This window comes from Bacteroides caecigallinarum (assembly GCF_021531075.1).
GTDB lineage: Bacteria > Bacteroidota > Bacteroidia > Bacteroidales > Bacteroidaceae > Phocaeicola > Phocaeicola caecigallinarum_B.
This window is the reverse complement of the sequence record NZ_JADYTJ010000031.1, coordinates 14,890-39,313: the sequence shown is the minus strand read 5'-3', so window position 1 is coordinate 39,313 and position 24,424 is coordinate 14,890. Positions and strand designations below refer to the sequence as shown.

Genomic DNA, 24,424 nt, shown 5'->3' with positions numbered 1-24,424 from the left:
AAATGATTATGAGCCGATTTAATTTTATGAGAATTAAATTTAGAATTATCTGAGCTGTATGCGGTGAAAGTCGCACGTACAGTTCTTAATGGGGAAAGCGGCAGCAATGCCGCCGACCTACATAACAAAACAAGAATATAAATATGTGTGGAATCGTAGGATACATTGGCAAGCGTCAGGCATGGCCTGTGCTTGTCGAAGGTCTTCGTAAATTGGAGTATAGGGGATATGACAGTGCTGGAGTTGCACTTGTGAATACTCCGGGAGACCTGAAAGTTTATAAATCAGTAGGAAAAGTTGCCGATTTGGAACAGACTGTCATAGGCAAGGACACTTCGGCATCTACCGGAATAGCCCATACACGTTGGGCTACTCATGGCGAGCCAAGCACAGCCAATTCTCATCCTCATACATCAATGAACGGTCGTCTGGCCTTGGTACACAATGGTATAATAGAAAACTATGCCGTCCTGAAACAGAAACTCATTGACAAAGGATATGTATTCAAGAGCAGTACCGATACAGAAGTATTGGTTCAGCTGATAGATTATATACAGACAGAAGGAAATTTGGATCTTCTTACATCTGTACAGTTGGCTCTTAAAGAGGTTATAGGTGCATATGCCATTGCCATAGTAGACAGAAATCATCCCGAGACAATAATAGCAGCCCGTAAAAGTAGCCCACTGGTGGTTGGTATAGGCGATGATGAATATTTCCTGGCTTCGGATGCTACTCCAATAGTGGAATACACCAACAAAGTGATATATCTGTCGGATGGAGAAATTGCCGTACTCAAGGATGGCGAACCTATCAAAATTGTCGATTTGGATAATGTGGAATGTTCGCACGAGGCACAGACCATAGCATTGAACATCGGTCAGCTTCAGAAAGGCGGTTATCCACATTTCATGATTAAGGAAATATTCGATCAGCCGGAGTGCATAGCCGATTGTATGCGCGGACGCCTCAATACAGAGACAATGTCAATATTGCTTTCGGCAGTGAAAGAACATAGAGAAAAGTTTGTTAATGCCGGACGTTTCATAATAGTGGCCTGCGGTACATCATGGCATGCCGGACTGATAGGAAAACAACTCATCGAAACCATGTGCCGTATACCGGTGGAAGTGGAGTATGCCTCGGAATTCCGTTATCGCAATCCTGTTATTTCAGTCCGCGATGTGGTGATAGCCATATCGCAAAGTGGCGAGACTGCCGATACGCTTGCTGCTATAGAGCTGGCACATAATAGTGGAGCATTCGTATATGGAATTTGTAATGTGGTAGGTTCGTCCATAGCGCGTGCCACCGATTCCGGTTCCTATATCCACGTAGGTCCGGAGATAGGAGTTGCATCCACAAAAGCATTTACCGGTCAGGTAACCGTACTCCTTATGTTCGCCCTTTCTCTTGCCCATGAAATGGGTACAATATCATTGTGCGAATATACAGACATTGTAACCTCGCTTAATGAGATACCGGAGAAGATGCGTCAGGTTTTGAAACAGAATGACTATATAGCAGGGCTGTCGCGTATGTTCACATATGCCCGCAATTTCATTTATCTTGGACGTGGATACTCTTTCCCTATAGCACTTGAAGGTGCTCTGAAACTAAAGGAAATATCATACATTCATGCCGAAGGATATCCTGCTGCAGAAATGAAACACGGTCCTATAGCCCTTATAGATGCAGATATGCCTGTGGTGGTAATAGCTACCAACTCGCCGCTTTATGACAAGGTATTGAGCAATGTTCAGGAGATAAAGGCACGTGGCGGAAGGGTAGTGGCAGTGGTTACTGAAGGCGATACTGTAATTAGCTCGCTTGCCGATTTCAGTATATCAGTACCTCCTGTACCCGAATGTCTGGATGCATTGGTAACATCCATTCCGCTGCAGCTCATGGCATATCATATAGCCGTATGCAGAGGACTGGATGTCGACCGTCCACGTAATCTTGCAAAATCAGTTACTGTGGAATAAGTATTATCTGAGTCTTGTAAGAGCAATCTTGATGACTTTCTGTACAGGTGCGTCCGGTTCTTCGTGAAGAATTTGTCCGACAATCTTTTGCGACGGTGCCTGTGCAAATCCCAACATAGTGAGAGCTGCAACAGCCTCTTCGTATATTTCATTGTTGGCAGCAGATATAGGTGTAGAAACATTTCCGGTGCTTTCTACACCTATATTTTGTATCTTGTCCTTAAGTTCCACTATTATACGTTGCGCAGTCTTCAATCCTATACCCTTGACCATCTTCAACAGCTTTTCGTTTCCGGAACTTATCACGTTGCACAGTTCGGACGGACTCAGTGCCGATAAAATCATTCTTGCCGTATTTCCGCCTATTCCTGAAACTGTGATAAGCATAAGGAAAAGCTCTCTTTCCTGTTTTGTGGCAAATCCGTAAAGAACGTAAGCATCTTCTCTGATGGCTTCGTATACGTACAGTTTCACCTCAGGTTTTCCCTGTATGGCCGAGAAGGTGTTCAGCGAAATGTTTATTCCATATCCCACTCCGTTACAGTCCACTACGGCCAGTGTAGGAGTTACATCGTCTAGTTTCCCTTTTATATATTCAATCATGATTTAGTTATAATTTATAATTTAATGACAAAAATACAGATAATAAAGTTTTAAATTGTAAGTTGTATTCTGAATATTTCAAAAAACGTCTTGATTTTTCTCTTTAGAACAATTCTAATTTTTATTTTTGCACCGTCAAAAATACAGGATACATTTCTTGTAGCAAAATAAATAGAGAACAAATAATTAAACACCAATAAGAATTATGAAAAAAATTAGAGCTGCCGTAGTAGGTTACGGAAACATCGGAAAATTTACAATTGAAGCGCTCGAAGCTGCTTCAGATTTTGAGATAGCAGGTGTAGTTCGTCGTAATGGTGACGAAAACAAGCCAGCAGAACTTGCTCCATATAAAGTGGTAAAGGACATTAAGGAACTCGAAGGTGTAGACGTGGCTATTCTTGCTACTCCGACACGTAGCGTAGAACAGTATGCAAAGGAAATCCTTGCATTGGGAATAAATACAGTAGACAGTTTCGACATACATACACAGATTACATCTTTGCGCCGTACACTGAACGAAACAGCAAAAGCTCATAATGCAGTTTCAATCATTGCAGCAGGATGGGATCCGGGAAGTGATTCAGTAGTACGTACACTTCTTGAAGCTATTGCTCCAAAAGGTATAACATATACCAACTTCGGTCCGGGTCGCAGTATGGGACACTCCGTAGCCGTACGTGCAATTGCAGGTGTAAAAGATGCATTGTCAATGACTATTCCTGTGGGCACAGGTATTCACCGCCGTATGGTATATGTAGAACTTGAAGAAGGTGCCGATTTCAAGACAGTTGAGGCTGCAATCAAGTCGGATGCATACTTCGTAAACGATGAGACACACGTCATCCAGGTTCCATGTGTGGACGCTCTTAACGACGTTGGTCATGGTGTAAACCTTGTTCGCAAGGGTGTATCAGGCAAGACACACAATCAGTTGTTCGAGTTCGACATGAAGATTAACAATCCTGCACTTACAGCACAGGTATTGGTTTGTGTGGCTCGTGCTTCTATGCGTCAGCAGCCGGGATGTTATACTATGATTGAAGTTCCTGTAATCGACCTTCTTGAAGGCGACCGCGAAGAACTGATCGCACACCTGGTATAAAACAGAATTTTATCAATCTTTCCATAAAATCTCTTTCCCTATAAGTTTTGGGAGAGAGATTTTTTTATTTTCTTTGCAATAGTAATTCAAAACCAGAAAATATGATATTAGGAAGCATCGTTTGGGACGTCGATCCTATACTTTTGCGTCTTGGTTCTATCGAACTGAGGTGGTACGGCTTAATGTGGGGTTTGGGATTTATCCTTGCATACGAAATGGGTTCGCGTCTTTTCAAGAAAGAAGGACATCCTGACGATTGGGCAGACAAGCTGTTTGTGTATTGTATAGTCAGTGCTGTAGTAGGAGCCCGTTTGGGGCATTGTCTTTTCTATGAATGGGATTATTACGGTTCCCACCCACTGGAGATACTGAAAATCTGGAAAGGCGGTCTTGCCAGTCATGGCGGAGTCTTTGCATTGATACTTGCACTTATATGGTATTCCAAGAAAGTTACCCACAAAAGTGTCTGGTGGTTGTTCGACCGTCTGATACCTGCAGTGGCAGTAGTGTGTGCGTGTATCCGTTTTGGAAATCTTATGAATTCAGAGATATTCGGTTATCCTACAGACCTCCCTTGGGGTTTTGAGTTTGTCCGTTCACGCGAGTGGCAGGAACTCTATAATCAGAACGGAGTGGCACAGGCATGTCATCCCACTCAGATATACGAAATGCTGTATTGTGCAGTGGCATTTGTTTTCTCTTGGTTGGCATATCATAAGTTCGGACTCCAAAAACGCATAGGGCTTATCACCGGGGTGTCTCTTCTGATATTCTTTGGTGCCCGTCTGGGACTGGAATTCATCAAGAATCCTCAGGTGTCTGAAGAAGTAGGCATGACACTGAACATCGGTCAATGGTTGAGTGTACCGTTGATATTGCTTGGAATATATCTTATAGCCACAAGTGGAAAACGCAAAGAAGCATTCTGAAAATTCCTTATGATAAAAACGTCTTGACGTTTTATGTAAAATGAGCTGTCGTTTTAGTTGAAATGACAGCTCATTTTTTTTATTTCTTCCGAGGCCTGAAAATTCAGCATCCGCCAACGGCTTGTAAAAATGATACTTTTGCTGATAAAAATGTTGCATGAAACATTTATTATTCTAGTTGAAACATTTGTTACAGATTGTTTTTTATGATTGTGTGTATTTTTGCATAAACAATTTTCAATTAAACAATCTAATTATTTAATGCGTATGGAAAGCATGAAAAGAAAATTTCTTATTGCGCTATTCTTATTTATATGCATAGTAGTGCATGCGCAAGATTTAGTGGTTCAAGGAACAGTCCTATCTGCTGTTGACAATTCCCCGGTTATAGGTGCTACTGTTGTAGAGAATGGTAATAATACCAATGGTACAATTACCGATATTGATGGAAAGTTTACTTTAACAGTAAGCGCTGGTAGTTCAATCTCAGTTTCGTTTGTGGGATATAAAACCGAAACCTTGAAGGCTGAGAATGTGATGAATATTTTACTTAAAGAAGATGCTGAAGTGCTAGAAGAGGTGGTTGTTACTGGTTACACTACGCAACGTAAGGCTGACTTAACAGGTGCAGTTTCTGTTGTTAGTATGGATGAAATCTCCAAGCAAAATGAAAACAACCCTATGAAAGCCCTCCAGGGAAGGGTACCAGGTATGAACATTACAGCGGATGGTAACCCAAGTGGCTCTACAACAATCCGTATTCGTGGTATTGGAACATTAAATAATAATGACCCTTTATATATTATAGATGGTGTGCCAACTAAGGGCGGTATGCATGAGTTGAACGGTAACGATATTGAATCTATTCAAGTGTTGAAAGATGCCGCTTCTGCTTCTATTTATGGTTCACGTGCAGCGAATGGTGTTATTATCGTAACGACTAAGAAAGGTAAGGAAGGTCAGATTAAAGTTAATTTCGATGCTTCAGTTTCAGCTTCTATGTACACAAATAAAATGGAGGTTCTGAACGCAAAAGAATATGGTCAGGCAATGTGGCAGGCTTATGTAAACGATGGTCAGGATCCGAATACAAATGCTTTAGGATATTCTTATGACTGGGGATATGATCAGAATAGCATTCCTGTTTTGAATAGTATAAGTATGTCACGTTTCTTAGACAGTGCAAACACAGTTCCTTCTGCTGATACAGATTGGTTTGATGAAATTAGCCGTACAGGTGTTGTACAGCAATATAATCTTTCTGTAAGTAATGGTTCGGAGAAAGGTTCTTCATTTTTCTCATTGGGATATTATAAAAATAACGGTATAATCAAAACTACAGATTTTGAACGTTTCTCAGCCAGAATGAATGCTGATTATAATCTGATAGATAATATTCTTACAATAGGAGAACATTTTACTGTTAATAGAACTTCAGAAGTGGCTGCTCCTGGTGGATTTCTTCAAAACGTGTTGCAGGCCAATCCTTCTTTACCTGTATATACTTCAGAAGGCGAATATGCTGGTCCTGTAGGTGGATATCCGGACCGTGAAAACCCCGTAGCCCGTCTTGAAAGAAACTCTGATAATAAATATTATTATTGGAGAATGTTTGGTGACGCATATATTAACCTTAATCTGTTCAAAGGCTTCAATATCCGTTCTACATTCGGTATCGACTATTCACAGAAACAACAGAGAATATTCACTTATCCTATCACTGAAGGTAATGTAGCCAATGATAAGAATGCTGTAGAGGCTAAACAGGAACACTGGATGAGATGGATGTGGAATGCTGTTGCTACTTATAATTTTGAAAAAGGCAAGCACAGAGGTGATGCCATGGTTGGTGTTGAATTGAATAACGAAGACAATACATGGTTCTCAGGTTACAAAGAAGACTTTTCAATTCTGACTCCTGATTTCATGTGGCCTGATGCCGGAGTAGGTACTGCGCAGGCTTACGGTTCTGGCGATGGTTATTCATTGGTATCATTCTTTGGAAAATTCAACTATACTTACGATGACAAGTATCTGGCTTCGTTGACTGTACGTCGGGATGGTTCTTCAAGGTTCGGTAAAAACAACCGTTTTGCCACTTTCCCTTCTGTTTCTTTAGGATGGCGTATGAGTCAGGAAGAGTTTATGAAAGATATAGAATGGCTTGATGACCTTAAGGTAAGAGCATCTTGGGGACAGACTGGTAATCAGGAAATCTCAAATACAGCCCGTTATACTCTTTATGTTCCGAATTATGGTGTTACAGAATCTGGAGGACAGAGCTATGGAACATCGTATGATATTGAAGGTACAAACGGAGGACAGACTCTTCAATCTGGATTTAAACGTAACCAGTTGGGAAATGATGATATAAAATGGGAAACAACAACACAAACAAATATAGGTCTTGATTTCTCATTGTTTAACCAACAGTTATATGGATCTTTCGATTGGTTCTACAAGAAAACTACCGACATACTTGTGCAAATGGCAGGTATAGCCTCAATGGGAGAAGGTTCTACACAGTGGATTAATGCCGGTGAGATGGAAAATAAAGGTTTTGAATTTAACATAGGGCATAGAAAGACATTTGGCAACGGATTCAAATATGACTTTAATGCCAATATTTCTACATACAGAAACAAGATAACAGCTTTACCTATTACTGTAGCCGCAAATGGAACATTTGGTGGAAACGGTGTTGAAAGTGTGATTGGACATGCCAATGGTTCTCAGGTAGGATATGTAGCTGATGGAATATTCAAGTCCCAGGAAGAGGTTGATAATCATGCAACACAGGAAGGAGCCGGAGTTGGTCGTATCCGTTGGCGTGATTTGGATGGTAACGGTGTAATCAATGAAAAAGACCAGCAGTGGATTTATGATCCGACACCTGCGTTCAGCTACGGTCTGAACATGTACTTTGAATATAAGGATTTCGATTTTACAATGTTCTGGCAGGGTGTACAGGGAGTTGATATCATCAGTGATCTGAAGAAAGAAACAGACTTGTGGAGCGGTTTGAATATCGGTTTCCTGAATAAGGGTAAACGTCTTCTTGATGCATGGACTCCATATAATTCTTCATCAGATATTCCAGCGTTAACAAGAACTGACGTAAACAATGAAAAAAGAGTTTCATCTTACTTTGTTGAGAATGGTTCTTTCTTGAAATTAAGAAATATACAATTGGGATATAATTTGCCTAAGTCAATATCTCAGAAATTTAAAGTTGACAGACTGAGACTATACCTAAGTGCGCAGAATGTTCTTACTATAACAAGCAAGGATTTTACAGGTGTTGACCCGGAAAATCCTAATTATGGTTACCCTATTCCAATGAACCTAACATTTGGTATTAATGTAGGTTTCTGATTTTCAGATATAGAAATCCCTTTTTAAAACAAGAAACTTAATAACTTCAAACTTACACTTATGAAAACATATATAAATATATTCATTATAAGTTTAATGTTGCTGACATCAGGCTGTTCTGACTTTCTTGACAGTCATAATCCTCAGGGTTCTATGGATAACGAACAGCTTAATAATCCTGAATATGTGGACAATCTGATTATTTCGGCATATGCTGTATGGATTTCTGCTGAGGATATAAATTCATCATTTTCAATGTGGAACTATGACGTACGCTCGGATGATGCCTATAAAGGTGGAAACGGTACTGAGGATGGTGATGTGTTCCATAACCTTGAGGTTTCGCAGGGTATTATGACTACTGCATGGAACATCAGCGATATGTGGCAGAGACTTTATAACTGTATCTCGCGTGCAAATGCGGCATTGCAGTTGCTCGACCAGATGGATGAAAATACTTATCCGCTGAAAAATCAGAGAATAGCGGAAATGAAGTTCTTGCGTGGACACGGACATTTCCTTTTGAAACAACTTTTCAAGAAGATAGTAATTGCCAACGATGAAAATATGTCTCCTGAGGAATATAATAATCTGTCGAATACAGTTTATACTAATGATGAACAGTGGCAGCAGATAGCAAATGATTTTCAGTTTGCATTTGATAACCTTCCTGATACTCAGGCTGACAAAGGAAGACCTACAAAAGGTGCGGCAGCTGCGTATTTGGCAAAAACTTACCTCTATAAGGCTTACAGACAGGATAATCCTGAAAACAATGAGGTTACAAGCATCAATGAGGATGATTTGAAAAATGTGGTTAAATACACAGAAGAGGCAATCATGACTGCTGGAGGATATGGTCTGGAAAGTGATTTCCACAATAACTTCCGTCCTGAGCCTGAATATGAGAACGGCAAGGAGTCTTTGTGGGCTATGCAGTATTCTATCAATGATGGTACTACTAACGGTAATTGTAATTGGTCAAACGGTCTTATCGTTCCTAATATACCGGGAGTGACAGATGGTGGATGTGACTTCTATAAGCCAAGCCAGAACCTGGTGAATGCATTCAAGACTACAATAGATGGTTATCCGATGTTTGATAATTTCAATGATGTAAACTATAATATGACTGTAGATAATGCAGACCCTCGTCTGTTTCTTACAGTCGGTATGCCTGGTCTGCCTTATGAGTTCAATCCTAAGTATATTATGGCAAAAACATCTGTATGGAGCAGAAGTAACGGTCTTTACGGATATTATGTGACATTGAAACAGAATGTTGATCCGGACAGCAGATATCTGGTTAAAGGTTCTTGGTGGGGAACTTCTATGAACCATATTGTAATCAGATATGCTGATGTGCTTCTTATGAGAGCAGAAGCTATTATCCAGCTTAATGACGGAAGAATTTCTGAAGCTATAGGATTGATAAATAGAATAAGAAACAGAGCGAAGACAAGTACTTCTATGATTGCAAATTATGAAGATGATTATCATGTAAAATTCTCTGTAGAACCATATTCTGATACTGATTGCAGTCAGGCTGAGGCTCTCAAGAGACTTAAGTTCGAACGTCGTTTGGAACTTGCTATGGAGTCTGACAGATTCTTCGACCTTGTTCGCTGGGGCGAAGCTGAAAGCGTTCTTAACGCATACTATGCAGGAGAAGCTGATGTATGCTCGATTTACTCCAGTGCCCACTTTACAAAAAATAAGAATGAGTATCTTCCTATACCTTTTGCTCAGATAAGTGCCAGCAATGATATTTATGATCAGAATTGCGGAGGATGGTAATAAATATTTTAAAAGAAATAATTATGAGAACATATATATACAAATTATATTTATTGTGTCTGACATTGTTTTTGTCAGTAATGTCAGCTTGCGATAATAAGGGTGATTCCGGTTTGTCATTGCAAGGGGATACATTTATAAATAAGATAGTACTTGATGATCAATATGAAGGCGTTATCGACAACGTAAACGCTAGTATAACAGTAGAAGTACCTTATGACTATTCAATCAAGTCTATGACTGTCAGCCAACTGGAACTTTCGGAAGGTGCTGATGCCACTATTAAAGTAGGAGACAAACTGAATTTCTCTTTTCCACAAAGCATAAGGGTGACCAATGGTGATGCTTTTTTCGATTATGTGATAAATGTCAAGAATCATGAGGCCAAAATATTGTCTTTAACTTTAAACAATATTTATAATGGTATTATTGATGAAGAAACTGCTACTATAAAGGTTTATGTTCCTACGAATACAAATCTTTCAAATATAGTTGTAGCTTATGAAGTGAGTACCGGTACAACTGTTTCGATAGAAAATAATTCAGTAGTTGATTTTTCAAATAATAATGTAAAAATAACTGCAACTTATAAGACAGCTGTTAAAGAATATACTATCCAAATAGAAAAGACTGATGTTTCAGTCGAGCCTAAGGCTTTCGTAGGAATAGCAAATACAGTTTCAGAGTTGAATGATGAAACAAGAGCTGCTGCTGAATGGATGCTTAGGAATATTCCAAATTCCAAATACATATCTCTTAATGAGATTAAAGATGGAAAGGTTCGTTTGACTGATTATAAGATGATTTGGTGTCATTGGGATTGGAATGGAATAGGTGATTGGCCAAGTGCTGCATATGATACAAAGGATAAGATAAGAGAATATTGGAATGCCGGAGGTAATATTTTTGCATCCCGTGAGGCAATGAGATATGTTAAGACGGATATGTGGGGCGTTTCATCTATGAATGCTGAACCTAATAATATGTGGGGTGGAGAATATGCTGAGACTACATTGACTGAAGATTTGGGATTCTCTATAAAAACTTATGAGGATCAGGAAATATATAATGGAATAACGGTAAACGACAATGGTGGTGACAAGATTATTTATTTACGTGAAATAGGTTGTAAGACTACTGGTCGTGCTTTGCAATGGGGAGTTGATTGGGAGCCATATTTTAGTATGGATGGATGGAAACAAAAAACTGGAGCTACTCCTTTGGCTAGTGGTATTGGCAGTTACGATGTTAATAGAGTTTGTATAGCACAATATGGCTCAGAACCAAACGGTACCGTTATTACTATAGGTGCGTCAGGTTACGAATGGAAAGATGCAAATGTTGATAATGCATATTTCACGAATATGGAAAAACTTACAATGAATATCATCAATTATTTATGTAAATAAAATTAAGTAGTTTATGAAAAATATAATATATACAATGCTTTTGGCAACTATGACTCTGCCAATGGCAAGCTGCAATGATAATTCTCCAGTCCTTACTCAAAAGGACTGGGATGGTACCGCAAATTATTTTTCTCCTACTGAAGAGAAGACTTTCGGTACTTTTTATCAGCCATACGTAGGTTATGTAGGCGACCCTATGCCTTTCTATGACCCGGTAGCAGAAGATTTCAAGATTTTGTATCTTCGCGACCTCCGTCCTAATCCAGACTTGACTTACCATCCAATATGGGGAGTTTCTACTAAGGATTTTTCGTCATATACTTCTTTGGACGAGTTGATTCCATGCGGTTCGGAATCTGAGCCTGACGCTGCCATCGGAACAGGTTCTACTATATATAATGAAGCGGATAAATTGTACTATACTTTCTATACAGGACATACTGCATCACAGGAAGTGATAATGCTTGCCACATCTTCCGACTTCAAGACATGGACAAAGAACAGAGCCCTTTATCTTCAGGGAGATGATTATGGCTACGATGTGAAGAATTTCCGTGACCCATTTGTCTTTAAGGGTGACGACGGATTGTTCCATATGATTGTTTCTACAAACAAGGAAGGTAAAGGTGTTCTTGCTGAACTAACATCTGATAATCTTCTAGAATGGACAAATAAAGATGTTTTCTTTAAAAATCGTTGGGGCAGATTCTATGAATGCGCTGATATTTTTAAGATGGGTAACTGGTGGTATCTGATATATTCTGACCAAAACGTGTATGAGAGAAGAGTTCAGTATTTTAAAGCTGAAACTTTAGAGGAACTTAAAAACGTGATTACTGATGAAGATAATCCTGAATGGCCAGACAATCATAACGGCTATCTTGATTCGAGAGCTTTTTATGCAGGTAAAACTGCTTCCAATGGAACTGACAGGTACATTTGGGGATGGTGTCCTACAAGAAAAGGTAATGACAATACTGAAGTAAGCGGTGATAAGGAGCCTGAATGGGCAGGAGCATTAGTTGCTCATAAGCTTATCCAACATGAAAACGGTTCTCTTACTTTGAGTCCTGTTGAAGGTTTTGTCAATAAATATAACAAGACATCCGATGTGAAGGTTATGGCACAGTCTGAGAACGGAGTTCAGGTGAATAACGGTGATTATTCTTTGTCTGCCGATAGTCACGTGTTGTTCAACAGACTTAATGTACATAATAAGATTACATTCAAAGTTACAGCTTCTACAGCATTAGATAAATTTGGCTTCTCATTCTGTCGTGGAAATGATTCAGAGAAGTTCTACAGTGTTATTGTCAATCCTGAAGAAAATGGAGCTAAGAAAAAGTTGAATTTCGAGGAAGAAGGAGGAAAAGGATTTATTTCAGGTGCAGACAGTTATTACTTTGATACTCCTGCTGACAATACATACGATATAACAATACTTACAGACAATTCAGTATGTGTAGTGTATATTAATGATGCGCTTGCCTATACAAACAGGGTATATGGCTTACAGAAAAATTGTTGGTCTATCAATTGTTATGACGGAGATATAACTGTAAGTGATTTAAGTGTAATGTATTATTAATCAGATTCTTGATATAATGGTCTTATTTCAGCTGTTTATTTGTATTGATGAAAAGCTCTCAGTTTATATCAATATAAATAAACAGCATGGAATATCGCTATGATTAGCTTGAGTCTGGAAAATTAAATATTAATGGATATGAAGAAACTATTTGTAATGTTTGCAGCTTTCGCTATAGCTTATAGCGCATATCCTCAATATAATGAGAGTTACAGGTCAGTTTATCATTTCGCTCCGAAAACAGGCGGTATAGGTGACCCTTGCGGTTTGATTTATAACAAAGGAAAATATAATTTGTTTTGGTGGGGTAGAGCATACACAGAAGATTTTACAAGTTATAAGGAAACTTCTTCAAGAGCGGTTGTAGGTGATGATAACAGTTTCATGTATTTTACCGGATCTTGTGTAGTTGATAAGAAAAATACAGCATCGTTTGGTGAGAATAAGGTTATTGCTGTTTATACAATGACTGATAAGAAAACAAAAATCCAGTCTCAGGGCCTTTCTGTAGAAGGTAGTGACGGATTGATGCATTATTATGATGGAAATCCGGTGTTAGATAAAAATTCAGAAGATTTTCGTGATCCGACGGTATTCTGGTATGAACCTGAACAAAAATGGGTGATGGTAGTATCCTCGCCAATAGAAAGGAAAATTGAATTTTATTCATCTCTTGATTTGAAGAAATGGGATTGGATGAGCGATTTCGGACAATTGGGAGCATGCGAGAATATATGGGAATGTCCTGATATCTATATTTTGCCTTTAGATGGAGATTCAAAAAAGAAAACTTGGGTGTTGATGACATCTGTAGGACCAAATAAGGGACAGTATTTTGTCGGAACATTTAACGGAAAGTCTTTTGAACTCGATAATGACTGTAAAGACTTCCTTATTGAGGGAAAAGGCTTGAATGGTAAAGTCTTTGCTGACTTTAACGGAGAAAATTATGGATTGTGGGAGAGGAAAGGCGAAGCTTTCTGGGTGGCTCCAGACAGGAATAACATGTCGTCACATCTTGGTTCCGGCATGGCATCTTCATACGGCGGCAACGACAAAATGAAAGGAGCATTGCTTTCTCCTGAGTTCATCATATCTTCACCGGCAATTGATTTTTTGATTTCGGGCGGAAATCATCCCGGAAAAACATGTATTGATTTGTTGGTAAATGATTCTGTTGTAAGGACATCAACAGGTGATAACTCGTCATATATGAAATGGAACGGATGGAATGTTTCAGATTATATTGGACAGAAAGCAAGAATAAGAATACTTGATGATTATTCGGGAGATGATTTTGGCTTTATTAATATAGACCATATATTGTTTTCTGATGAGTTGAGAGCCAATAATATGGAACATGCTTTATGGATAGACGAAGGTAGTGATTTCTATGCCGCACGCGCTTTCAAAGATTACGATGGAACCTTGGATAAGATGGTATGGATGGCGTGGATGAACAATTGGGATTATGCGCGAGGCGAAATTCCATCTTCCAGAGGTTTCGGATTCTGGTCTATACCTCGTACAATATCTTTAAAAACATTGCCTGAAGGAGTTCGTCTTGTTCAGGAGCCGTTTGAAAAATTGAGTAAACTACGTACAAAGAATAGAAAATTTAAAGGAGTAATAGAGAAAGGTACAATGGTAGTACCGTCTATGCTTCCAAAACAGAATTCCTATGAGATGGATGTAACGTTTACTTTGAGGGAAGCGGACGTGGTAGGCCTGAACCTGTGTGTAGGAGAAAACAGAAGTTTGCCGATAAGATATGATTCCGAAGTTTCATTACTGTCTGTTGACAGAACAAATTGTACTTCAGAAAATATTCCTAGATTTAACCGAACAATGAATGGGTATATACCTTTGACTGATGGAAAACTAAGGTTGCATATCTTTGTAGATAAATCAAGTGTGGAGATATTTGCAGGTGACGGACGACTGGTCTTTTCTTTACTGACTTTCCCGGGTGATAATCAATACGGTGTAGAACTGTATTCTGAGAAAGGAAATACCACTGATGTCAGTATGAATGTCTGGAATATGAAAAGTGTGTGGAAATAATAGTAAATTTGTGTATTAACAATTATTTGAAAGAAATATGATTAATATGAAAACTGCAACCCTTTGTCTTTCTCTTGTATTTTCTATGGGAATTTCAGGAGGAAATGCTGCGATTAGGGTGAAAAATCTTGGTAACGAAAATAATTTCGTTTATATTAATACCGATAAAAGGTATCTTCTGATTCCTGTGGAAGATTCAGCTCCGGAAGGAGAAATAGATTTTGTCTATAATAACGCAAAGCTGTCTGATTACACTCAAAAGATACGTATGTCGCGAGGTAAAACAGACTATTATGTACCGCTTGATTTATCGAAATTTGCCAAAGACAGCGTCATTATGATTGTAAGGGGTGTCCCTTCAAATTCTATTTGTTGGAGTGATATTAAGGAGTCGGACAATTTTATTCTTGATACAGAAAAATTCCGTCCTTTGTATCATCATACCCCTACATACGGTTGGATGAACGACCCGAACGGAATGTTCTACAAAGATGGTGTATATCATCTGTATTTCCAGTATAATCCTTACGGCTCTGTTTGGGGAAACATGCACTGGAGCCATTCCACTTCTACCGATCTCGTGAACTGGAAAGATGAAGGTGTTGCTATCGCTCCTGATGCCATAGGTACGATATTCAGCGGTTCTTGCGTAGTTGACAAAAACAATACTTCCGGATATGGTGAAGGGACTGTTATAGCATTCTATACTTCGGCAAAACAAACCCCTTGGGGAGACTGCCAGACTCAGAGTATGGCATATAGCCTTGATAATGGTAAGACTTTTATAAAGTACGAAAATAATCCAATCTTGACTTCAAGCGAAAAGGATTTTCGTGACCCTAAAGTATTTTGGTATGCTCCGAAAGAACATTGGGTGATGATGCTTGCTGTGGGACAGCATATGGAAATTTATTCGTCAAAAAACTTGAAAGACTGGAAAAAGGAAAGCAATTTTGGTGAAGGACAGGGATGTCATGGAGGTGTATGGGAATGTCCTGATCTGGTAGAACTTCCTGTTGAAGGCACAAAAGACAAAAAATGGGTATTGATATGCAATATTAACCCAGGCGGTCCTTTCGGTGGTTCTGCAACACAGTATTTTGTAGGTGATTTTGATGGTACCACTTTTACAAATAATTATCCAGAAGAGACAAAATGGATGGATTACGGCAAAGATCACTATGCCACAGTAACATGGAACAATGTTCCTGATGGAAGATGCATAGCTATAGGCTGGATGAGTAACTGGCAGTATGCCAATAATGTTCCAACTAAACAGTATCGCAGTGCCAATACCATAGCTAGAGATTTGTCTCTTTATAAGAAAGACGAAAGTCTTTTCTTGAAATCTGAACCATGCAAGGAAATGGTATCAGCACGAAAAGATGTCAGGAAAATAAAATCTTTGAATGTAGCCAAAACAGAAACAATATCACTGTCACCACAGAGCGACAATGGAGCTTATGAAATGGAATTGTCTATTAACCCAGGAAAATCTAAAGAAGTAACTTTTTCTCTTTCCAACAGTAATGGTGACAAAGTCTTAATGACATATAATGTTGTAAGTAAGACATTTGTCATGGACCGTACAAAGAGTGGTGAAGTATCTTTCAGCAATGATTTTGCTGCAAAAACAGAAATGCCTGTCGGTAAATCAAAAGAACTTAAGCTTCGTCTGTTTGTTGATAAGTCAAGCATTGAGGCTTTTATTGACAATGGAAAATATGTGATGACTAACTGTGTGTACCCGTCTGTACCTTATGATATTGTTACTTTTGAAAATGACGGCAATAGGTATAAGGTCAACAATATAAACATTTATCAAATAAAGTAAAATGGCTACAGTAAAAATAAATAAATTAATTCCTGTGATGCTATGTTTTTTTGCAATGGGTTTTGTAGACCTGGTTGGAATAGCATCCAATTATGTAAAGGCAGATCTTGGCTTGAGTGATTCTCAAGCCAATATCTTCCCATCTCTGGTATTTTTCTGGTTTCTGATATTTTCAGTTCCTACCGGTGTATTGATGAACCGTATCGGACGAAAGAAGACTGTAGTCCTAAGTTTGATAGTTACATTTGCATCTCTGTTGTTGCCCGTATTCGGTGACAATTATGCCTTGATGCTCTGTTCCTTCTCTCTTCTCGGTATCGGTAATGCCTTAATGCAGACATCCCTGAATCCTCTATTGAGCAATATTATCAGTGGTGATAAACTAGCCAGTTCTTTGACATTCGGTCAGTTTGTAAAGGCCATTGCTTCATTTTTGGCTCCTTATATAGCCATGTGGGGAGCAACTCAGGCAATGCCAACATTCGGATTGGGTTGGAGAATTCTTTTCCCTGTCTATATGGTAATTGCCATAATCGCCATTCTTTGGCTTAGTACCACTCCAATAGAAGAGGAGCGTCCCGACAAGGCTTCCGGTTTTGTAGACTGTTTGAGACTACTCGGTTCTCCTTTTATTCTGTTGTGCTTTATCGGCATAATGTGTCATGTAGGAATAGATGTCGGAACAAATACAACTGCTCCAAAGATTTTGATGGAACGTTTGGGTATGAGTCTTGATGATGCATCTTTTGCCACCAGTCTTTATTTCATATTCCGTACAATAGGCTGTTTTTCAGGCTCGATCATACTTCAGAAAGTATCTTCTCGAACATTTTTCCTGATAAGCGTACTTTGTATGCTTGCAGCCATGATCGGACTTTTGAGCTCAGATGCTGAGTTTGTAGTCTATGCCTCAATAGCCTTGATTGGTTTTGGCAATTCAAATGTATTCTCCATCATATTCTCTCAGGCACTTCTTTCTCTACCTGAAAAGAAAAATGAGATATCCGGTTTGATGATAATGGGTCTTTTCGGTGGAACAGTTTTCCCTTTGCTTATGGGTTTTGCATCTGATGCAGCCGGACAGGACGGTGCTGTTGCCGTAATGGGAGTAGGAGTGATTTACTTGCTTTTTTACACTATGAGATTAAGGAAATAAGTTTTTACTCTAATAACTAACAACTCATAACTCATAATTTTTAATTTTTAATTCTTAATTAATATCATGAACGATATCGTAGTAGGAATGGGTGAGGCACTATGGGATGTGCTTCCAGAAGGAAAGAAATTGGGTGGTGCCCCAGCAAATTTTGCATATCACATATCACAGTTTGGTCTGAACAGCCGTGTGGTAAGTGCAGTAGGTGATGATAAATTGGGTCAGGAAATTTTAGAGAATTTCCGCGATAAGAAACTTTACGGAATAGTAGATACAGTTCCTTATCCTACCGGCACCGTACAGGTAGAACTTGATGCCGAAGGTGTTCCATGTTATGACATAAAGGAAGGTGTAGCCTGGGATAATATCCCTTATACAGCCGGCCTGGAGGATCTGGCAAAACATACTCGTGCGGTATGTTTCGGTTCTTTGGCGCAGAGAAGTGTAGTATCCCGCGAGACAATTAACCGTTTCATAGATGCCATGCCTAAAGATGACAATGTACTAAAGATATTCGATATCAATCTCCGTCAGGGATTTTACACCAAGGATATACTTTGCAACTCTTTCAGCAAATGTAACATATTGAAGATAAACGATGAGGAGTTGGTTACAGTGAGCCGTATGTTCGGTTATCCAGGTATAGACCTTCAGGACAAGTGCTGGATTCTCCTAGCCAAATACAATCTTAAGATGCTGATTCTGACTTGCGGTGTAAACGGAAGTTATGTATTCACTCCTGGCAGTGTATCGTTTGTAGAAACTCCAAGGGTTGTGGTAGCTGATACTGTAGGAGCTGGTGATTCTTTCACAGCAACATTTGTAGCTTCAATCCTCAAAGGAAAATCAGTCCGTGAAGCTCATGAATTGGCAGTAAAGGTGTCGGCATATGTATGTACTCAGAACGGTGCAATGCCGGTATTGCCTGAAGTGTATTTGGATTAAATGAATATATAAACATAATTCTAAGTTTGGGCCTATTGCGTGATAGGTCCTGATATAAGATACAAGAAAGAGAACTTTCTTAAAAAAATGTTTCATGTATATGTAATAATGTTACATGAAACATTTTTTATTTTATATGAAACATTCATTACTAGGGCGTTTGTTTATCTATTATAGATTTGTACAAAATTTTATATATAATAAACTGCATGAAAGCAAAAACTAAACAAGCGCAAAATCTAAAAAGAATTAACTCGGCAGTGTTATTACTTGCCGTGGCCTGTGCAACAACTTATGCACAAGAAAAGACTGAAGGCGGCAACAACAAGAAAGAAGAGGCAAACAGAAATGTGATGCTTAATGCCGCTAGTGCGAACGGTCCTCGTGAAATTCAAATTGGTCTGCCTTCGGCTGATGTGAATGTTTTGGAGAATGGAATACCTGTTACTTATGCAACCAATCCTCACACTGTAAATTCACTTTGGCGTGCAGATGCCAGCCTTAGTCATGTGGGATTACTTAAAATCTCCGAAACTGCTGTAACAACGGGTAATATCGGTTATGCCGTCAATTCGTTTACTCAGCTAGGACAGGAAAACTTCAACGGAACATTAAACTACAAAACCAATCACTTCGGAATGCAGGAAGTATCACTTAATCTTAATGGAGGATTAGGCAAAGGTTGGTTATATAGCGCAAGTATGTATCAGGATTTCGATCCTGGAACATTCGATATTAAGTCGACTCCATTCCAGGACCGTACACAGATCTATAAATTTGCCATTACAAAGAAATATAATGACAACAGAGGTGCTTTCACTGCACTTTATAATTTTTCAAAGAGCCATCCTGTATATAATTATGCAACACAGTCTGCTCCATTCGTATATGTAGGTGATGGTAGTGTGCGTGAATTCGGTGATTTTACCTTGGGTACTACATCATATCTTCCTATGGATAATGAAATGGTGTATCGTGATATGCGAACAGGAGAAATTAAGAAGACTAATCTATATGATGCAACTGAAAATATAGGTCATGTAGTGACTTTGATGAACGACTATACTTGGGATAACGGACTTAACTGGAAAACAGTAATGAAATATGATCATTCAAAAGGTTCATTGGTTTTCCAAACTCCGATGTCGCTAGATAAGAATGAAGTCGGCATCAATTATCAGTATGAAGCTGCTGATGGAAGTATGCAGCAATACACAGGAGAATATGTTCAGAGCCGTATGTCATGTCTGAACCGTGGATTTATAGATTCATTCATGTTTACAACTGAACTTTCAAAGAAACTGAATAATGGAACATGGAGATTAGGACTTAATGAATGGTATTATGATATTGACTATACTTCAAGTACTACAATGTATGACCAGTCAGTTCCTTCGGACGGAAGTTATCCAGTAAGACTTTATAATACAAATTATGCAAGCGGCAACGGACGTACATATGAGGGTAATGGATATTATTACGATTTGAATAAAAACGCATCTGAATATTATAATGGTTACGAAAATAAACTGGCACTTTATTTTACTCACGATTGGGATATTACAGATTTCCTGAATGTATATTATGGTGCACGTTTGGAATATCAGGCTTTGCGTGGTGAAAATGCAGCAGTGAGAGATGCAAAAGGAAATTATGTGGGACGTTTTGCCAATTATAATCTTGGTGCAACAGCTCCTGACGGTACTACAAAAATAGCTGCAACTCCTATGAGTTATGACTGGTTGAACTATGCTCTTACGGCTGCTGCTACATACAAATTGAATAAGCAGTTTGGCTTTACAGGAGACTTTACTTATATTACTCAGCACCCTAAAATTGAAAACTTTGCACCGGCAACTCTGCCAAATGTAGACAAAATATCTGTACCTTTGGGTCGTGCCGGAATTTATTATAACAATGAATGGTTGAGTTTGACTTCGCTTTTCTCTTATATTTCAAAGACAAACAATAACTCTACATTGAACCTTCAGCATAAGACTGATGCAGGACAGACAGAGATTATGGCTGCTCCGTTGACATTCGATATTCAGACTTTGGGATGGACAACAGACGTAGTGGCTCGCCCTTTCAAAGGATTTGATCTTCACTTCCTGTTTACATATCAGAAACCGACATACAAGAAATATGAAACTTCTGTAGTCTTTTCTGACGGTTATGTAGGAAAAATTAATGCAACAGGAAATATAGTAGCGGAAATTCCACAGGTGATTGTTGAAATTGATCCAAGTTACATGATTACAAAGGATTTAAAAATATGGACAAGTTTCCGTTATTTCAGCAAGACTTATGCCAACATAAATGATGCTTATTATTTTAATGGTCGTTGGGAAACATTCGGTGGTTTGAACTGGCAGGTAAACAAGAAGCTAGCCTTGGGATGTACTGTCGTTAATTTCCTTAACCAGACTGGAGCTAAGGGTAGTATAGCTGGTGCAGAACTTATTGAGAAAGAAGATGCAGGACAGTATGCCGGACACGTAATGGCTGGTAGCTATATCCGTCCGTTCACTGTGGAATTTACAGCGAGTTTGAAATTTTGATCTAAAAACAATATATAAAAAGAACAACCATGAAAATTAGATTTAATTATTTGGCAGTGGCTTTTTCAGCTGTAGCATTTGCGGCATGTCAGCCTCAGAAAAGTGCAATCACTCTTGAACATCAGGGTGATACACTAACAATAGTACATATTACAAACCCTTCAAAATACTTGATTCTTCCTATACAGGAGTCTTGTAATGAGGGTAAGGTAAAACTTGATACAGGAAGTCCCGCTGATGTGGCTATGGATGTACGTCTGGCTGTGGACAGTGTGGAATATTATGTTCCTTTTGCATTGCCAAAGGGGGCAAAAGAGGCTACGGTTTCTATCGGAAAAGTTGCAGCAAATGCTATATGTTGGGAGAATATTTCCCTTGCAGATACTTTTGATACTGCAAATACTGACTATTATCGTCCTGAATACCATCACACTCCACTTTACGGATGGATGAACGATGCAAACGGACTTGTATACAAGGATGGTGAATATCACCTTTATTTCCAGTATAATCCTTATGGCTCTAAATGGGGTAATATGCATTGGGGACATTCTGTAAGTAAAGACCTTGTACGCTGGGAACATCTTGATCCGGCTATTGCACGCGATACGTTGGGACATATCTTCTCAGGAAGCACGGTAATAGACCATAACAACAGCGCAGGCTACGGCAAAGATGCCATGATAGCATTCTATACATCTGCCAGTGATGAACACGGACAGATACAGTGCATGGCATACAGCAACGACAACGGACGTACATATACAAAATACGAAAACAATCCTATTCTAACACCGTTCGACGGACTTAAAGATTTCCGTGATCCTAAAGTGTTCTGGTACGAACCAGCCCAAAAATGGTATATGATTGTATCGGCAGATAAGAATATGCGTTTCTATTCTTCTGCTGATCTTAAGAGCTGGGAATATCTGAGTCAGTTTGGTGAAGGTTACGGTGTACAGCCTAACCAGTTTGAATGCCCAGACTTTATTCAACTCCCTGTTGATGGTAATAAAGATAATATGAAGTGGGTTATGATAGTAAATATCAATCCTGGATGTCCATTTGGAGGTAGTGCTACTGAATACTTCATCGGCGATTTCGACGGCAAGGAATTCAAATGCGATACAGACAAGAGCATAACAAAATGGCTTGACTTCGGTAAGGACCATTATGCTACAGTTTGTTTCTCAAACACAGGCGACCGTATAATTGCAGTTCCTTGGATGAGTAACTGGCAGTATGCCAATGTTACTCCAATACGCCAATATCGTGGAGCAAATGCGTTACCAAGAGAACTTTCACTTTATACCAAGGATGGTGAGGTATACATGGCTGCAAATGTGGTTAAAGAAACTGAAACCTTGCGTAAGTCAACACGTAGCATTGAAAATGTTACTGTGGAAAGCGAAACTGTAATCGACAGTATAACAGACGGAATAAATAGTGGAGTAGAGCTTGAAATGGATATCGTGCCTGGTAAAGCTCAGACTGTTGGATTCGATATCATGAATGCTAAAGGCGAGAAAACAAAAATCTATCTTGATTTAAAATCAGGACGTGCTGTAATGGATCGTACCGAAAGCGGATTGATAGCATTTGGTGAGAAAGCAGAACCTCACTTTAAGGAAAATCACGATCGCCGCAAGACAGAATCTGTAAATTATATTAACGATTTCGCTTTGGGAACATGGGCACCGCTTTCATTGTGCGAAGGTAAGTCATATCATCTCAACGTATTTGTTGACAAGTGTTCTGTAGAACTCTTTGTAGATGGTGGACGTATAGCTATGACCAATCTAGTATTCCCAACAGAAGTATACAATTCTCTTCGTTTCTATGCTGAGGGTGGTAAGGCTGAGATTAAAAATCTGAATATTCATAAATTAGGATTATAATTTTTATGAGTACAACATCTCAGAATAATCTTTCACGTCTTATTCCTGTGATGCTATGTTTTTTTGCAATGGGTTTTGTAGACCTGGTTGGAATAGCATCCAATTATGTAAAGGCAGATCTTGGCTTGAGTGATTCTCAAGCCAATATCTTTCCTTCTCTGGTATTTTTCTGGTTTTTGATATTCTCTGTTCCTACGGGAGTGTTAATGAACCGTATCGGACGTAAGAAAACGGTAGTTCTAAGTTTGATAGTTACATTCGCATCTCTGTTGTTGCCCGTATTCGGTGACAATTATTCCTTGATGCTCTGTTCCTTCTCTCTTCTCGGTATCGGCAATGCCTTAATGCAGACGTCCCTGAATCCTCTATTGAGCAATATTATCAGTGGTGATAAACTAGCCAGTTCTTTGACATTCGGTCAGTTTGTAAAGGCCATTGCTTCATTTTTGGCTCCTTATATAGCCATGTGGGGAGCAACTCAGGCAATGCCAACATTCGGATTGGGTTGGAGAATTCTTTTCCCTGTCTATATGGTAATTGCCATAATTGCCATTCTTTGGCTTAGTGCCACTCCAATAGAAGAGGAACGTCCCGACAAGGCTTCCGGTTTTGTAGACTGTTTGAGACTACTCGGTTCTCCTTTTATTCTGTTGTGCTTTATCGGCATAATGTGTCATGTAGGAATAGATGTCGGAACAAATACAACTGCTCCAAAGATTTTGATGGAACGTCTTGGAATGACTCTTGATGAGGCCTCTTTTGCAACAAGTCTTTATTTCATATTCCGTACCATAGGTTGTTTTTCAGGCTCGATCATACTTCAGAAAGTATCTTCTCGAACATTTTTCCTGATAAGCGTACTTTGTATGCTTGCAGCCATGATCGGACTTTTGAGTTCAGACGCTGAATTTGTAGTCTATGCCTCAATAGCATTGATTGGTTTTGGCAATTCAAACGTATTCTCCATCATATTCTCTCAGGCACTTCTTTCTCTACCTGAAAAGAAGAACGAGATATCCGGTTTGATGATAATGGGTCTTTTCGGTGGAACAGTTTTCCCTTTGCTTATGGGTTTTGCATCTGATGCAGCCGGACAGGACGGTGCCGTTGCTGTAATGGGAGTGGGAGTGATTTACTTATTGATTTATACCATGAAACTTAAAAAATAACAC

Annotated in this window: 15 protein-coding genes; 14 read left to right on the top strand and 1 reads right to left on the bottom strand. The window is 39.0% G+C overall.

The features are described 5' to 3' along the window. The first annotated feature begins 143 nt into the window (after positions 1 to 143). Complete coding sequence (gene glmS / locus I6E11_RS09465) at positions 144 to 1,988, top strand: glutamine--fructose-6-phosphate transaminase (isomerizing) (RefSeq protein WP_235337805.1); 1,845 nt, start codon at positions 144 to 146, stop codon at positions 1,986 to 1,988. Positions 1,989 to 1,991: 3 nt separating this feature from the next. Here glmS and ruvA read toward each other — a convergent pair whose 3' ends face one another. Next, positions 1,992 to 2,591 carry a Holliday junction branch migration protein RuvA gene (ruvA, locus tag I6E11_RS09460; RefSeq protein ID WP_235337804.1) on the bottom strand — a complete coding sequence of 200 codons (600 nt, stop codon included), beginning with the start codon at positions 2,589 to 2,591 and terminating at the stop codon, positions 1,992 to 1,994. 205 nt (positions 2,592 to 2,796) lie between these two features. Between ruvA and I6E11_RS09455 the strand changes: the two genes are divergently transcribed. The 13 genes from I6E11_RS09455 to I6E11_RS09395 all read left to right on the top strand — a co-directional run bounded on the left by I6E11_RS09455 (position 2,797) and on the right by I6E11_RS09395 (position 24,421). Then, positions 2,797 to 3,696, top strand: a complete 900-nt coding sequence (locus I6E11_RS09455) for a diaminopimelate dehydrogenase (RefSeq protein WP_235337803.1) — start codon at positions 2,797 to 2,799, stop codon at positions 3,694 to 3,696. A gap of 104 nt (positions 3,697 to 3,800) precedes the next feature. Beyond that, positions 3,801 to 4,625 (top strand): prolipoprotein diacylglyceryl transferase, encoded by an 825-nt coding sequence (gene lgt, locus I6E11_RS09450; RefSeq protein WP_235337806.1) that lies wholly within the window; start codon positions 3,801 to 3,803, stop codon positions 4,623 to 4,625. A 267-nt stretch (positions 4,626 to 4,892) separates the two neighbouring features. Then, a complete protein-coding gene (locus I6E11_RS09445) occupies positions 4,893 to 8,000 on the top strand; it encodes a SusC/RagA family TonB-linked outer membrane protein (RefSeq protein WP_235337802.1) in 3,108 nt (1,035 codons plus the stop codon). Between the two features lie 60 nt (positions 8,001 to 8,060). Next, on the top strand, positions 8,061 to 9,797 hold the full coding sequence (locus I6E11_RS09440; RefSeq protein ID WP_235337801.1) for a RagB/SusD family nutrient uptake outer membrane protein: 1,737 nt from the start codon (positions 8,061 to 8,063) through the stop codon (positions 9,795 to 9,797). A gap of 23 nt (positions 9,798 to 9,820) precedes the next feature. Beyond that, positions 9,821 to 11,206: a DUF4960 domain-containing protein gene (locus tag I6E11_RS09435; protein WP_235337800.1), complete on the top strand. Its 1,386-nt coding sequence runs from the start codon at positions 9,821 to 9,823 to the stop codon at positions 11,204 to 11,206. Between the two features lie 13 nt (positions 11,207 to 11,219). Next, a complete protein-coding gene (locus I6E11_RS09430) occupies positions 11,220 to 12,794 on the top strand; it encodes a glycoside hydrolase family 32 protein (RefSeq protein WP_235337799.1) in 1,575 nt (524 codons plus the stop codon). A gap of 138 nt (positions 12,795 to 12,932) precedes the next feature. Further along, entirely contained in the window at positions 12,933 to 14,858 is a 1,926-nt protein-coding gene (locus I6E11_RS09425) for a glycoside hydrolase family 32 protein (protein WP_235337798.1), read from the top strand. A 37-nt stretch (positions 14,859 to 14,895) separates the two neighbouring features. Then, on the top strand, positions 14,896 to 16,692 hold the full coding sequence (locus tag I6E11_RS09420; protein WP_394800122.1) for a glycoside hydrolase family 32 protein: 1,797 nt from the start codon (positions 14,896 to 14,898) through the stop codon (positions 16,690 to 16,692). 1 nt (position 16,693) lies between these two features. Continuing rightward, complete coding sequence (locus I6E11_RS09415; protein ID WP_235337796.1) at positions 16,694 to 17,848, top strand: MFS transporter; 1,155 nt, start codon at positions 16,694 to 16,696, stop codon at positions 17,846 to 17,848. 66 nt (positions 17,849 to 17,914) lie between these two features. Beyond that, positions 17,915 to 18,793: a carbohydrate kinase family protein gene (locus I6E11_RS09410; protein ID WP_235337795.1), complete on the top strand. Its 879-nt coding sequence runs from the start codon at positions 17,915 to 17,917 to the stop codon at positions 18,791 to 18,793. Positions 18,794 to 19,002: 209 nt separating this feature from the next. Beyond that, positions 19,003 to 21,354, top strand: coding sequence for a TonB-dependent receptor (locus I6E11_RS09405; protein WP_235337794.1), 2,352 nt, complete (start codon positions 19,003 to 19,005; stop codon positions 21,352 to 21,354). A gap of 29 nt (positions 21,355 to 21,383) precedes the next feature. Continuing rightward, positions 21,384 to 23,252 carry a glycoside hydrolase family 32 protein gene (locus tag I6E11_RS09400; RefSeq protein ID WP_235337793.1) on the top strand — a complete coding sequence of 623 codons (1,869 nt, stop codon included), beginning with the start codon at positions 21,384 to 21,386 and terminating at the stop codon, positions 23,250 to 23,252. A 5-nt stretch (positions 23,253 to 23,257) separates the two neighbouring features. Then, entirely contained in the window at positions 23,258 to 24,421 is a 1,164-nt protein-coding gene (locus I6E11_RS09395; RefSeq protein ID WP_235337792.1) for an MFS transporter, read from the top strand. Positions 24,422 to 24,424: the final 3 nt, after the last annotated feature.

Coding starts and splice junctions, on each gene's coding strand:
- glmS (WP_235337805.1), top strand. CDS start 144: ATGTGTGGAATCGTAGGATACATTGGCAAGCGTCAGGCATGGCCTGTG.
- ruvA (WP_235337804.1), bottom strand. CDS start 2,591: ATGATTGAATATATAAAAGGGAAACTAGACGATGTAACTCCTACACTG.
- I6E11_RS09455 (WP_235337803.1), top strand. CDS start 2,797: ATGAAAAAAATTAGAGCTGCCGTAGTAGGTTACGGAAACATCGGAAAA.
- I6E11_RS09445 (WP_235337802.1), top strand. CDS start 4,893: ATGGAAAGCATGAAAAGAAAATTTCTTATTGCGCTATTCTTATTTATA.
- I6E11_RS09440 (WP_235337801.1), top strand. CDS start 8,061: ATGAAAACATATATAAATATATTCATTATAAGTTTAATGTTGCTGACA.
- I6E11_RS09435 (WP_235337800.1), top strand. CDS start 9,821: ATGAGAACATATATATACAAATTATATTTATTGTGTCTGACATTGTTT.
- I6E11_RS09430 (WP_235337799.1), top strand. CDS start 11,220: ATGAAAAATATAATATATACAATGCTTTTGGCAACTATGACTCTGCCA.
- I6E11_RS09425 (WP_235337798.1), top strand. CDS start 12,933: ATGAAGAAACTATTTGTAATGTTTGCAGCTTTCGCTATAGCTTATAGC.
- I6E11_RS09420 (WP_394800122.1), top strand. CDS start 14,896: ATGATTAATATGAAAACTGCAACCCTTTGTCTTTCTCTTGTATTTTCT.
- I6E11_RS09415 (WP_235337796.1), top strand. CDS start 16,694: ATGGCTACAGTAAAAATAAATAAATTAATTCCTGTGATGCTATGTTTT.
- I6E11_RS09410 (WP_235337795.1), top strand. CDS start 17,915: ATGAACGATATCGTAGTAGGAATGGGTGAGGCACTATGGGATGTGCTT.
- I6E11_RS09405 (WP_235337794.1), top strand. CDS start 19,003: ATGAAAGCAAAAACTAAACAAGCGCAAAATCTAAAAAGAATTAACTCG.
- I6E11_RS09400 (WP_235337793.1), top strand. CDS start 21,384: ATGAAAATTAGATTTAATTATTTGGCAGTGGCTTTTTCAGCTGTAGCA.
- I6E11_RS09395 (WP_235337792.1), top strand. CDS start 23,258: ATGAGTACAACATCTCAGAATAATCTTTCACGTCTTATTCCTGTGATG.